We start from the raw sequence: 12,091 nt of genomic DNA, 5'->3' as shown, positions 1-12,091 counted from the left end.
GCCCCGGCACCGGTGCCACAGTGGTCTGGGCAGCGGACGAGGCCTCTGACCTGCGCTTACCCCTGCCCCGATCACCCTGCGCACTCCGTGGCACCCGGCGGCACCCGCCGGGTGCCACCGCAGACGGACCCGTATGCCACCGGACCGCCGGCCCGCGCGCAGGGCCACGCCCGACACGGGCCGCGTCGTCCCCTCCCGGGATGCCAGGCGGCCGCACAAGGAAGAGACAATGGCTCCACTCGTCAATGAACCCATGGCCGATACGCGCGACATGTACATGGCCCACACTGCGCTGCGCCGGGAGTTCAGGCTGCTTCCCGACCTCATCCGGTCCGTCGCACCGGGCGACGCCCGGCGCGCGGAGGTCATCGGTGCCCACGCGGCGCTGGTGTGCCGGGTCCTGCACACGCACCACGAGGGCGAGGACCTGCTGCTGTGGCCCAAGCTGGCCGAGCGCGCCGGTGTGGAGGCGGAGGCACTCGTGCCGACGATGGAGCAGCAGCACCACGCCATCGACGCACTGCACGGCGAGGTGACCGGACTGCTCGGGGGATGGCGCTCCACCGGGCGGGGAGGCGAGGAGCTCGCGGACGCGTTCGAGCGGCTGTTGACCGTGCTCGTCCGGCACATGGCGCTGGAGGAGAAGGAGATCCTGCCGCTGGCCGCGAAGCACGTGACCGCGGCGGAATGGCACCAACTCGGCGAGCACGGGATGGCGAGCACGCCGAAGAAGGATCTGCCGCTCGTCTTCGGCATGGCGATGTACGAGGGCGACCCGGAGACCATCAAGGCGGTGCTGGCGACGGCCCCGCTGCCCGTCCGGCTGATCGTCCCCGTCCTGGGACGCCGCCGGTACGCGTCCCACGCCCGGCAGGTCCACGGAACGGTCAGGCCTGCGCGCGTCGGTTCCTGACACACCCGCCGGTTCCCCGGCCGGGACCGGGGCGCCAGGGCCGAGGCACCGACCTCGGCCCTGGCGCCGGCCCGGAGGAACGGCCCGTGCACAAGCGGGCGGATGCGGGCGGATGCGCGCGGATGCGTTCGCTTTCCCTGCCGGACCCCTCTCCCACCGAATACGACGACACAATCCCGCCCTATTCCGATTCCACTCGGCATCCGGTTCGCACATGTGAATCAATTGTGAGATTTCTCTCAATACACATTCCGCGTGCATATTGCCTTATGTGATAAATATCCCAGCAGCGGGAATTCATGTTTGCGGATGTCCCCACAATATCTGCGGGTGTCCCGCACTCCCCGCCGGAAGGGCCGCCGATGGCCTGGGCAGGACCCTACGGTGGCCGCGATGGGGGTTCCCCGAGTGGGCCGCGCGTGACGCGGAATGCGCCGCCCGGGCCCCGGGGAACCGGGCAACTCCTCACAGTTCGCGAGGACATCGTGATCGAAGCATTCTGCACAGACATCCAACCGCCCGCCGAGCGGGCCGAGTACTGGAGGGACGCCGTACGCAGGGCGTTCACCCGGCTGGAGATCCGCACCGAGGGGACGGCCGAGCTCCACGGGGCGATACGCCAGGCCTCCGTCGCCGGCGTCCAGGCCGGCTTCCTCGAAGCGAGCCCGCAACGGATGGCACGTACCGCGCCGCTCATCGCCGCCGACGGCGACGGCTCGCTCATCGTGAGCCTGCAACACGCCGGCGGCAGCGTCGCGGCCCAGGACGGCCGGGAGACGCTGGTGGCCGCCGGTGAATTCGTCATCCTCGACAGCCGCAGGCCGTACGTCCTGGACTTCGCCGGCCCCGTCCAGCAGCACGTGGCCACGGTCCCGCGCCAGCTGCTGGACCTCCCCGACTCGCTCCTGCGCCTGGCCACCGGCCGGACCTATTCCCCCGGCCACGGGATCGGCGGGATCCTCGCCTCATACGTCGACGGGCTCGTGACGACGACGGAACACTGCATCTGCGCACAGGACGCGAAGCGGTTCCTGCGGCAGGGCATCGTCGACGTGCTCACCGCCCTGGTCGCCCTGGAGGGCTCCTCAGGGGAGCAGGCCGCGGTGGAGCGGGCCCTGCTGCAGCGCGTCCGTGCGTACGTCCGCGCCCACCTGGACGATCCCGCGCTCTCCCCGGCGTCGGTCGCGATCGCGCACCACATCTCCGTCCGCTACCTGTACCAGCTCTTCCAGGACGAGCCCATGACCGTCGGCCGCTGGATCCAGCGCCTGAGGCTGGAAGCCTGCCGCAGGGACCTCGTACGGCCGGAGCTCGCGGGACAGACGGTGGCGGCGATCGCGCACCGGTGGGGCTTCGCCAGCCACGCGCACTTCAGCCGCACCTTCCGGGCGGTCTACGGTCTCTCCCCGGCGGAGTGGCGGCAGGCCGGCGCCCTGCAGGTCGCACCCCTCCAGGCAGCCGGCCTCCCCCAGCAGACCGACAGGTGATCAGTCCTGCCGCAGCTGCCCCGCGTCCTCGCCAAGGGCCTCACCGGCGGGCCGGGGCAGCGCGGCGGCGGCCGGCTCCTCCATCCGGGTCAGCGCGACCATCGCGAGATCGTCCTCCGGGAGCGCACCGGCGTGGTCGACGAGGTCCCGGAGGATCTCCCCGAGCGCTTCCGGCAGGCATTCGTGGTGGGCCGGGCCCTGCCGGACCCAGCGCCACGCCGTCGCGCGGTCCATCAGCGGGTAGCAGTGCCCCGCGGCGTCGCGGGCCTCGACGAGCCCGTCGGTGTAGAGCAACAGCGTGTCTCCGGGGGCCAGTTCGAAGCGTTCCTCGATGGCCCCGCATTCCCGCAGAGCACGCAGTCCCAGCGGGGGTGACGGGCAGCCCGCCACAAGGGCGACGCTCCCCCCGCGGGCCCGTACGGGCGGCGGATGGCCGTGGTTGACCATGCGGGCGAACCCCTCGCCGTCTCTTACCTCCAACAGCAGCGCGGTCACGAAGCGTTCGTCCGTGTCGCGGACGGCGCCCTCGACTTCGGCCAGGTGGCGCAGGAAGCTCTCCTCCAGCCGCGCCGACAGCTCCGCCAGGGTCGCCGCACGCGGGGCCCATTCGCGGAAGGCCCCGAGCACGGCCGCGACGTCCTCGAACGTGGGCAGGCCCTTGCCGCACACGTCACCGATGATCAGGCGGGTCGTCCCGCCTTTGCGCGCGACGGCGTAGAGGTCCCCGCCGACCTGTCCCCGCCCGCCGCAGGCCCGGTAGACGGAGGCGAGCCCCAGCGCCCCGACCCGCTCGGGGAGCGGTCGCAGCAGGGTCCGCCGCACCGTGTCCGACACGGCGCGCGCCCGCGCCGCCCCGTGGCGGTACCGGTCCTTCATGCGGGCCATCACCACCGCCACGACCCCCGCGGTGACCAGCGGAGCGAGTCCGCACGCGAGACTCGGATGGGCGTACAGCGGCAGGACCACGCACACCGCGCACACCGCGAGCATCCACGCCACGCCGCCCACGACGGCCAAGTGCCGTGTCGGCCGCCCGCCGTCGGGCTCCTCCTCGAACTGTTCGATGTCCGGCATCGGCATCACTCCCTTGGAGTTCGTGCGCGGGGCCGGGAGCCGACGGATCCGCGAACGGTGCCGGACCCGCGCATTGACGTCCCACTCGTGATGGGACAACTCGACCGTAGGAGGGGTCCCCGCCGGGCTCCTTGCCCCGTTGTGCACGGCCCCTTGCCCACCCGTGCAGTCCCCACCCACCTGGGCGTCGAGTCGGGCCCCCGCACGTCCGCGGCTAGCGCTTGGCAAGGCCCGTCAGGGCGTCGCGGAGCGCCGCACGGGAGGTGATGCCGAGCTTGGGGAAGACCCGGCCCAGATGGCCCCCCACGGTGCGGGGGGACAGGTAGAGCCGCTCGGCGATCTGCTTGTTGGTCAGGCCGGAAGCCGCGAGATGGGCGATCTCGACCTCCTGCGGGGTGAGGCCGACGGACTCCGGCCCGTCGGCCCGCTTGACCATCCATCCGGTCGCCTGCAGCGCGCGCCTCGCCCGGTCCGCCCACGGCCGTGCGCCGAGTTGCTCGAAGGTCGCCAGAGCCGCGCTCAGTGACGCCCTGGCGTCGGTGGTCGACCGCGCCTTGCGCAGGCGTTCGCCGTAGGCCAGGGTCACGCGTGCCAGGTCGAAGGGCCACTGCTGGAGGCCGGGGTGCGACAGGGCCCGCTCGAAGTGCTCGATCGCCTCCTCGTCCGCGCCGGCAGCCATCGCCGCCGAAGCGTCGACGAGCATGGCCCTGCGCGGGGAGAGCGCCGCGATCCCGGCCTGCCGGACGGCGGTCACGTGGGCGGCCGCCTCCGCCGGCCGCTGGGTGCGCACGGCCGCCTCCACCACGTCCCCGGCCACCAGCAGCGCCACCGGGGTGTACGGGGCCAGTTCACCGGGCGGGCTGATGGCCGCCGCGTGCCGGTAGGCACGCTCGAAATCGCCCTCCGCCTGCGCGACGAGCACCCGGATGTGGTCCGCCAGGGTCACCAGATGGTGCGCGCCACGGGACGTCCCCCACAGGGCCATCGCGTCGGCCGCCTCCTGCGCGAGGCCCGCTTCGCCGCGGGCCGCGGCGACGACCGCCTTGTAGTAGCGGAAGTACCAGGAGACCGCCTCGAAGGCGTGCTCCTTGCACAGGCGCAGTCCCTCGTCGGCAAGCTCCGTCGTGTCGTCCCACCGGCCCGCGAGGAACGCGTCCGTGCACAGGAGCGGCAGGGTGACGATCTGCCGGCGGCCCTGGGGCAGGACGCGTGATATGGCGTCACGCACTCCGGAGAGCCGGTCGGCGGCGATGCTCGCGGCGCCGATCCGCGTGATCCTCGACGGGGCCGTCTCCTGGGAAAGGCCCGCGATGAGTTCCTCCAGGTCCCCCAGTGCCGCCAGGGCGGTGCGTGCGGGATCGCCCTGGGTGGCGACGTTCACCCCCAGCAGGCGCGGCGCGTCGGGCCCGAGCCGGTCCAGGATCCGGTGGAGGGGCGCCCACAGCTCTTCGCGGCCGCCCAGGCAGCACAGCATGAACAACAGGTAGAGGGCCTCCTCGAGGGCCGGGTCGCAGGCGCGGTAGGGATGGTCGCCGTTCTCGATCGCGCCGAGGAGCACCTGGTGGGCCGTGTCGATGTCCCCCTCGCCGTCGAGCAGCCGGTGGACCGCGACCGCCGCCGAGTAGAGGGACGCGCGGTCGTCGGAGCCAAAGCGCCGGGCGTCGTCAAGAAGGCGGGACGCCATGGTCAGCTCACCGGAGGCGTCCGCCCGTATGTACGCGGCGGTGGCCAGCCGGCGGCCGCGGTCGGCCGCGCCGGGGCTCAGGTGCGCGGCCTTGGTGAGGGCCCGGATCGCGGCCATGGCGTCGCCGCGCCGCAGGACCTGGTGGGCGGTGCCCTCCAGCAACGCGGCGACGTGTTCGTCCTGTTCCACGCACGCCTCCCCCAGGTGCCATGCGCGCTGGTCGGGGCGGTCGTGCAGCACTTCGGCGAGTTCGCGGTGCACGGCACGGCGCTCCGCGGAGGTGGACGCGTCGATCACCGCGACACGGAACAGCGGGTGCCGGAAGCTCACGCGGTGGTCGAACTCCTCGATCCGCACGAGGCCGTCGCGCTCGGCGGCCTCCAGGTCCACCAGGTCGGCCCCGACGCCGAGCCTGTGCGCGGCGGTCTGCACGACGGCCAGGTCCCCCGTCCCCTCCAGCGCGGACACCAGCAGCAGACGACGTGTCGCCGCGGGCAGCTCCGCCACGCACGGGCCGAAGACCTCGCGCAGGCGCCGCGTGAGCGGCAGCGCGGCGGGCGGCCGCTCCAGCCCGGCGCGCTGCGGCCCGGTCAGGGCCGCCGGCAACTCGACCAGGGCCAGCGGGTTGCCCTGCGCCACGGCGACGACGCACTCCACGACCGGCCCGGCGAGGTCCGGATGGGACGAGCCGGCCAGGAGCCGCGACGCGCTCTCGTCCAGCGGCAGGACCTCGTGTCCGGCGCGCACGCCCTCCTCGACAGGGCTGCGACGACCCTTGCGGACGGCCGCCAGGAACCTGACGCGGCTTCCCGGGAGCCGGCGTGCGGCGAATCCCAGCACGGCCGCGCTCGCCGGGTCCACCGCATCGAGGTCGTCGACGACCAGCAGTACCGGCGTCGCGGTGGCCGCGCTGCGGAGCAGTACCAGGGCCGCGTTGGAGACGAGGAACCGCTCGGGCGCGGGTCCCTCGCCGAAGCCCAGGGCCACCCGCAGTGCCTCGCGGTGCGCCCCGTCCAGGGCCTGGGGATCCTCCTCCCACAGCGGGAAGAGCAGCTGGTTGAGTGCCGCGTACTCCACGTCGCTCTCGGACCGCGTGCCCGCCGCCCGCAGCACCCTGGCGCCGACTGCCAGTGCTCTCTGGGCGAGATGGCCGAGCAGCGCCGTCTTGCCCACCCCGGGCTCGCCGGACAGCAGCACCGCGCCACCGGAATCGACCGAGCCGAGCAGACCCTCGATCCGGTCCACGTCCCCCGCGCGACCGACCAGCCCCTGGCGCGTTCCACCGCCGACGTCGGCGGTGTACACGGAGGTTTGCATCGGAGTTTCCGGCTCTCTGGTTCCGGGGCTGGACGCAATGATTCTCACACGGCACGGGTGGCGTATTCGTGCGGGCCGTCGTGATATCCGACTCATGACCGCAGGAGAATTCACCTGCGGTATTCCCGATGGACGACTCCCGGACCACTTCTGTCAAGGGAGTGCAGGTCAACGACCTGGGAGCCACCGACTCAGGGCGTTGATGAGCCTTTCCAGCGCGGGCAGCTTGCTGGAGCGGTCCGTCATCACCGTGCGGCCGTTGAATTGCAGGGTGTACTGGAACATGTCGTTTGCCGCCATGTTCATGGTGAAGTCCGGGACGTCTTCCAGCGCCGGGTCACCGAGCAGGATCCGCAATTCCTTGAACTGGGCGGCGCCGACCCGACGCAGTACGGGCTGGCCCTTTGCGCCGGTGAAGACGGTGCCGTCACCCCGGAGCATCACCTGCTGGTGGACGCCTGCGAAGCCACCACTGACCGTCATCACCACCAGCTTCTGATCCGGTCCGCGGACGGGCACCGGTGTCGCGGTACGGCTCGGCGAGGGCGACGGGGAGGTCGAGGCGGACACGGAGGCGGACGCCGACGCGGACGGTGGGCCGGACGACGAAGACGTGGCGGAAGCGGTCGCGGTGACCACCGCGACGTCCGCCGGCTCCCCCGCCGTCTCGCCGATGGTGAGGGTGCAGCCTGTCGAGCCCACCACCCCGGCGGCGAGAACCACCCCGGCCAGCACCGCCCCGCCCAGTGTCCTCACGGCTCTCTCCCCCACCAGTCGATCGCCCCAACTCAGGCCTGGATACCACGGAATCGCGCCGTCCGGCCCCGGCCCGCCGCCCTCGCGCTCCCCGGCGTGCCCGAGGCCCGTCACCCGGTCGGCCACTGAGGGTGCGTCAGGTGCAACCCGGGGTGATTCTTGCCGCGGGAGAGCGGTGCAGTCCGCCCTCGATGCCCCATGCTGGAGGTGATGCTGTGATCCGCCGAGTCGGCTTGGCGGCGCCGGCCGGACGCCGTCCGAGGTGCGTGCGCGTGTGGACGGTAGCCGCGGCCGTGGCTCTGACGTCCGGCGCCGTGACGGGAATGGCGCATGCGGGCAGCGGAGAGCGCGCCGCGACTCCCGTGCTCACGTCTCCGGTCGCCGCCCCGCAGAGCTCCGCTTTCCCGTGCTTCTTCGTCCCGGCCGTGCCCGGCTACTGCCCGCCGCGATCGGGCCGCCCCGGACCGCCCGGCCCGCCGGGACCCCCGGGTCCGGCCGGGCCTGCGGGTCTGACGGGTCCGAGCGGGCCGACCGGAGCTGCCGGGCCGTCAGGCGCGCCGGGCCCCGCAGGGCCCGCGGGACCGTCAGGCGACCCCGGCTCCGTGGGGCCCACCGGGCCGCAGGGTCCCGTCGGCCCGCAGGGAGACCCGGGATCCCTGGGTCCCGTCGGCCTGCAGGGCCCCGCGGGCCCGCCCGGGCCCAGCGCCGTTCACGGTCTGCGGCAATTCAGCGCCAGCGGAACCTTCGTCCCGCCCGACGGGGTCACCACCGTCTTCGTCCAGCTGTGGGGCGCCGGTGGTGGCGGCGCCGGAGTGAGGACGAACGGCAGCAACGGCACCGGTGGGGGCGGCGGCGGCTTCGTCTGGTGCACCGTCCAGGTACAGCCGGGGCAACCTCACACGGTCACCATCGGCGAGGGCGGAGCCGGCGGCCCCGCCAATACCGCGGGCACCCAGGGCGGACTCTCGCTCCTGTTCGCCCCTCCCAACAACTTCGCAGTCGCGCTCGCCACGGGCGGCTCCGGTGGACCCGCTTCCTCCATCGGAAGTGGCGCGCCGGGCATCGGTTTCTGCGGTCCGCCCCTCAACCCGGAAGCCGTCTCCCGCTCAGGCGAACCGGGCCTGAACACCGGCCAGGGAGGCCCCGCGGCGAACGGCATCGTCACGCCGCCCGTGGGGTTTGCGTTCATCGGGCAGCCACCGATCGGGGATTCGGGCTCGGGAGGCGACGGCGGAACCACAACAAGCCCCGCGGGGAAGCCCGGTGGGGCCGGATACATGGTCATCTGGTGGTGAGTGGGCCCCACCCGTGGAAGGCCCGGCGTGCCGCATGGCGCGCCGGGCCCCGGCTCAGGAGGCCGCAGCCCCCGGAACGGCGACGAGCGGGAGAGGACCTCAAGCCCCGGCCAACGCGGCGTTCGCACGCTCGGTGATCAGGGTCAGCACGCGACCCGCGACAGCGAGGTCCTCGGCCGGGATGCCGGCGTACAGCCGGGCGGAGATCTCGGCGGTCTCCGTGGTGGTGCTCTCGTACAACTCCCGTCCGGCGTCCGTGAGCCGTATCCGGGACGCCTCGGCCGGGTCTTCCTCCAACAGCATTGCGGCGGTCAGCTCCTCGATCACGCCGCGCACGACCGACTCGTCGGTCTTGAGCGAGCCGATGACGTCACCGACGAGCTCGTCCCGGCCGATGACCCCGCCCGCGGCCACGACGACCCGGAGCGTCACACTCTGGTGGAACGTGGCGCCGTGGCGGGCCAGAACGCCCTCCAGGAGGGCGCGCGCGGCATAGTGCGCAAGGGCGATGACCCGGCCGTTGGCCGTGGGTGCGGGTGTGGTGGTGGTCATGACTGCTCCTCGTCGTTCTCGGTGTACGGATCAAGAGGTGCGTCGATCAAGGTCGCCAGCTCGCGGGTGAACTGCCGCGTGCGCGGGCTGTCCTGTCCCCCGAGCGGCTCCAGCAACTGGTCCAGCAGGCCCTGGACCACGCCGATCGCGCGGCGCGTGACGTCGCGCCCCTGCTCGGTCAGCGACAGCTGCATGGCGCGAGGGTCGCCCGGGTCCCGGGTCCGGTCGACGAGTCCGGCGGTCTCCAGGGCGCGGGCGAGCTTGGAGACGTACAGCGGTTCGAGGCCGGTGTGGTCCGCGAGCCGGCGCTGGCTGGGCCGCAGCCCGGAGCGCGACATGCCGTACAGGGAAGCCATCACCGCGTACTGGGCGTGGGTCAGGCCCAGTGGTGCGACCGCCCGGTCGACGGCCACCCGCCATTTCATCGACAGGCGCCAGACCAGGTACCCCGGCGTGGCGCTCTCAGTTGCTGGACTCACGCCAAATACTGTACATGGCTACTATGTACATGGCTACTAAATCCCGGCTTCCGAACCCGCCCAGCCCGCGCCCTACGCCCGGTTCTGCCCGAGTCCGGCTCGGTGACGCCTACTTCGTGCACCCGGACTTGCCGATGTCTTGACGATACGTTCCATGGCCATTCAACCGAGCGTCCCTGGCGGGGGTGTGCGCCCTCCCTAAGGTCCTTGAGCGTTGCGGAAGAAGGGACCCATGGACACACTCCTCGCAGTCCGTGCTCGCGGAATCGCCAAGTGCTTCGGGGACGTCGTCGCACTCGACGGCGTCGACCTCGACGTGACGCAGGGACAGATCCACGGCCTGGTCGGACCGAACGGCGCAGGCAAGACCACGTTGCTCGGCCTCCTGCTGGGCCTCGCGGTCGCCGACAGCGGCGGCCTCGAGATCCTGGGCACACCGGTCGGGCGGGCGCTCGCCGCGCCCGACGGCGTCGCCGGCTTCGTGGACGGGCCCGGCCTCTATCCGTCGCTCACCGCCCGGCAGAACCTCGCCGCGCTGGCCGCCCTCCGCGGACAGGACGCGCGCGCGGCCGGGATCGACGACGTACTCGCCCAGGTGGGACTCACTGACGTCGCGGACGACCGGGCCCGCGGGTTCTCGCTCGGCATGCGTCAGCGGCTCGGGCTCGCCGCCGCCCTGCTCACCAAGCCCCGCCTGCTCGTGCTCGACGAACCGTCCAACGGCCTGGACCCGGCGGGCAAGAAGCACGTGCACGGGGTCCTGACCCGGCTCGCCGGCGAGGGGACCGCCGTCGTGCTGTCGAGCCACCGGATGGACGACCTGGAGGCACTGTGCTCCGAGGTCACCATCCTGGCCACCGGACGGGTCGTCTTCTCGGGCCCGCTGGGCAAGCTGGCCGCCGAGAACCGTGAACTCGACTACCGGCTGCTCACCTCCGACCCGGAGGCCGCCCGTGAACTGGCCCTCGGCACGGCCGGAATCCGCGTCGTCGACGACGCCGGCGTACGGAACGACGCCGACCTCCTGGTCGTGCGCGCTCTGGTGCCGGCCCTCGACGAACTCGTGGTGGGGATCGTTCGCGCGGGCATCGCACTGCGCGAGCTCGCACCTGTCGTCTCGCCGCTCGAGGCGGCGTTCCTCGCCCTCACCCAGCAGCAGGAGGCCGGCCGATGACCGCGACCATCGTCGCCGACAACGTTGTCCCCGTCCGTCGCGTCCCGGTTTCGCGCGGCTACCGCTTCGAGCTGGTCAAGCTGGTCTCGCAATGGCGGATCCGCCTGCTGGTCCTGGCCTGCTGGATCGCGCCGGCGCTCTTCGTCGCCGCGGTGAGCCAGCAGAGCACACTCCCCGTCGACACCCTCTTCGGCCGCTGGATGCACGCGACGGGGTGGGCCGGACCGCTGGTGATGCTCGGTTTCGCGGGCACCTGGGCCCTCCCGCTGCTGACCTCGGTCGTCGCCGGCGACGTGTTCGCCTCTGAGGACCGGCTCGGCACCTGGCGCCACCTGCTGGTGGCGGTCCGCTCACCCCGGCGGATCTTCGTGGCGAAGGCGCTGGCCAGCCTCACCGTCCTGCTGCTGCTCGTGACCGGGATGGCCTGCTCCAGCGCGGTCGGCGGGGTCGTGGCGGTTGGCAACCAGCCGCTGGTCGGCCTCGACGGCCACCTGCTGACGCCGTCCGACGCCGCCGGACAGGTCCTGCTCGCCTGGCTCTGCGCACTCGCCCCGACGCTGGCCCTGGCCGGGATCGGCCTGCTCGGTTCCATCGCGCTCGGGCGGTCCCCGATGGGCCTGCTGCTGCCCGCGCTGGTCGCGCTCGCGATGCAGCTCGCGCAGATGATGCCGCTCCCCGTCGCCGTGCGCCTGGCTCTGCCCGGCTACGCCTTCATCTCCTGGAACGGGCTGTTCACCGGCCCCCAGCAGCTCACACCGCTCCTGATCGGCATCGCGGTCAGCCTGCTGTGGGCCGTGACCACGACGGTCCTGGCCTACCTCCTCTTCCTGCGGCGCGACTTCACCAACCTGACCGACGACGGCTCGGCGCGCCGCGCGCTCCTCGCCGGCGCCCTGCCGCTGGCCGGGCTGCTCGCCACGACAGTCGCCGTCGTCACCGCGACGACCACGGCCACGGGTTCCGGGGTCGAGCAGGACAAGGTGCAGCGCTCGGTCGCCACGGCCTTCGCCCACCTGTACCGCATGCAGACCGACCAGCTCCACCGTCCCGCCGTCACCGAAGCGCAGCTCAAGGCCACGGCGGCGTGCACCAAGGGCGGCGTCACGGCCGATGCCGAAGGGCCCGGCAACGACTGGCGCTGCGTCGTCTCCTGGCACCTCCCCGGCGTCACCGCCACGGGCCAGGCCATCTACCAGCTCGACGTCACTCCGGACGGGCGGTACGTCGCCGACGGCGACGGGCCGAAGGAAGTCAACGGCTACTTCCTGGTGCGGACCCCGGTGGGGGACGCGCCGAACCCGCTCTGGCAGTTCGACGGCAACGTCGAACTGCTTGCCACCTCCGCGAAGGGATAACTCAC

At 72.6% G+C, this 12,091-nt stretch carries 10 protein-coding genes; 5 read left to right on the top strand and 5 right to left on the bottom strand.

The annotated features are described in order from the left end of the window. The first annotated feature begins 253 nt into the window (after positions 1–253). Together OG937_37635 and OG937_37630 are read left to right on the top strand one after the other, a co-directional pair. The gene (locus OG937_37635; protein WUD77022.1) at positions 254–913 is read left to right on the top strand and encodes a hemerythrin domain-containing protein; all 660 of its coding nucleotides are present in this window, start codon (positions 254–256) and stop codon (positions 911–913) included. 485 nt (positions 914–1,398) lie between these two features. Further along, positions 1,399–2,400 (top strand): helix-turn-helix domain-containing protein, encoded by a 1,002-nt coding sequence (locus tag OG937_37630; protein ID WUD77021.1) that lies wholly within the window; start codon positions 1,399–1,401, stop codon positions 2,398–2,400. On the opposite strand, the gene OG937_37625 is transcribed toward OG937_37630, so the two are convergent. From OG937_37625 to OG937_37615, 3 genes are all read right to left on the bottom strand, one after another. Beyond that, positions 2,401–3,474: a serine/threonine-protein phosphatase gene (locus tag OG937_37625; protein WUD77020.1), complete on the bottom strand. Its 1,074-nt coding sequence runs from the start codon at positions 3,472–3,474 to the stop codon at positions 2,401–2,403. Between the two features lie 214 nt (positions 3,475–3,688). Further along, positions 3,689–6,475, bottom strand: a complete 2,787-nt coding sequence (locus tag OG937_37620) for an AAA family ATPase (GenBank protein WUD77019.1) — start codon at positions 6,473–6,475, stop codon at positions 3,689–3,691. A 168-nt stretch (positions 6,476–6,643) separates the two neighbouring features. After that, entirely contained in the window at positions 6,644–7,357 is a 714-nt protein-coding gene (locus OG937_37615; protein WUD77018.1) for a hypothetical protein, read from the bottom strand. 476 nt (positions 7,358–7,833) lie between these two features. On the opposite strand from OG937_37615, the gene OG937_37610 reads away from it, so the two are divergent. Continuing rightward, a complete protein-coding gene (locus tag OG937_37610; GenBank protein WUD77017.1) occupies positions 7,834–8,526 on the top strand; it encodes a hypothetical protein in 693 nt (230 codons plus the stop codon). Between the two features lie 99 nt (positions 8,527–8,625). On the opposite strand, the gene OG937_37605 is transcribed toward OG937_37610, so the two are convergent. Continuing rightward, positions 8,626–9,078, bottom strand: coding sequence for a MarR family transcriptional regulator (locus OG937_37605; GenBank protein WUD77016.1), 453 nt, complete (start codon positions 9,076–9,078; stop codon positions 8,626–8,628). After that, positions 9,075–9,557, bottom strand: coding sequence for a MarR family transcriptional regulator (locus OG937_37600; protein WUD77015.1), 483 nt, complete (start codon positions 9,555–9,557; stop codon positions 9,075–9,077). The genes OG937_37605 and OG937_37600 overlap by 4 nt, the downstream gene beginning before the upstream one ends. Positions 9,558–9,789: 232 nt before the next feature. Between OG937_37600 and OG937_37595 the strand changes: the two genes are divergently transcribed. Further along, a complete protein-coding gene (locus tag OG937_37595; protein WUD77014.1) occupies positions 9,790–10,731 on the top strand; it encodes an ABC transporter ATP-binding protein in 942 nt (313 codons plus the stop codon). Beyond that, a complete protein-coding gene (locus tag OG937_37590; protein ID WUD77013.1) occupies positions 10,728–12,086 on the top strand; it encodes an ABC transporter permease in 1,359 nt (452 codons plus the stop codon). Before OG937_37595 ends, OG937_37590 begins: the two co-directional genes overlap by 4 nt. Positions 12,087–12,091 lie beyond the last annotated feature (5 nt).

This window comes from Streptomyces sp. NBC_00510 (genome assembly GCA_036013505.1).
In the GTDB taxonomy this organism is placed as follows: Bacteria; Actinomycetota; Actinomycetes; order Streptomycetales; family Streptomycetaceae; genus Actinacidiphila.
This window is presented reverse-complemented; position numbering and strand designations above follow the sequence as displayed.

Excerpts from the sequence above, each read along its gene's own strand:
- OG937_37595 (WUD77014.1), top strand. The coding sequence starts at position 9,790 with ATGGACACACTCCTCGCAGTCCGTGCTCGCGGAATCGCCAAGTGCTTC.
- OG937_37620 (WUD77019.1), bottom strand. The coding sequence starts at position 6,475 with ATGCAAACCTCCGTGTACACCGCCGACGTCGGCGGTGGAACGCGCCAG.
- OG937_37625 (WUD77020.1), bottom strand. The coding sequence starts at position 3,474 with ATGCCGGACATCGAACAGTTCGAGGAGGAGCCCGACGGCGGGCGGCCG.
- OG937_37635 (WUD77022.1), top strand. The coding sequence starts at position 254 with ATGGCCGATACGCGCGACATGTACATGGCCCACACTGCGCTGCGCCGG.
- OG937_37605 (WUD77016.1), bottom strand. The coding sequence starts at position 9,078 with ATGACCACCACCACACCCGCACCCACGGCCAACGGCCGGGTCATCGCC.
- OG937_37590 (WUD77013.1), top strand. The coding sequence starts at position 10,728 with ATGACCGCGACCATCGTCGCCGACAACGTTGTCCCCGTCCGTCGCGTC.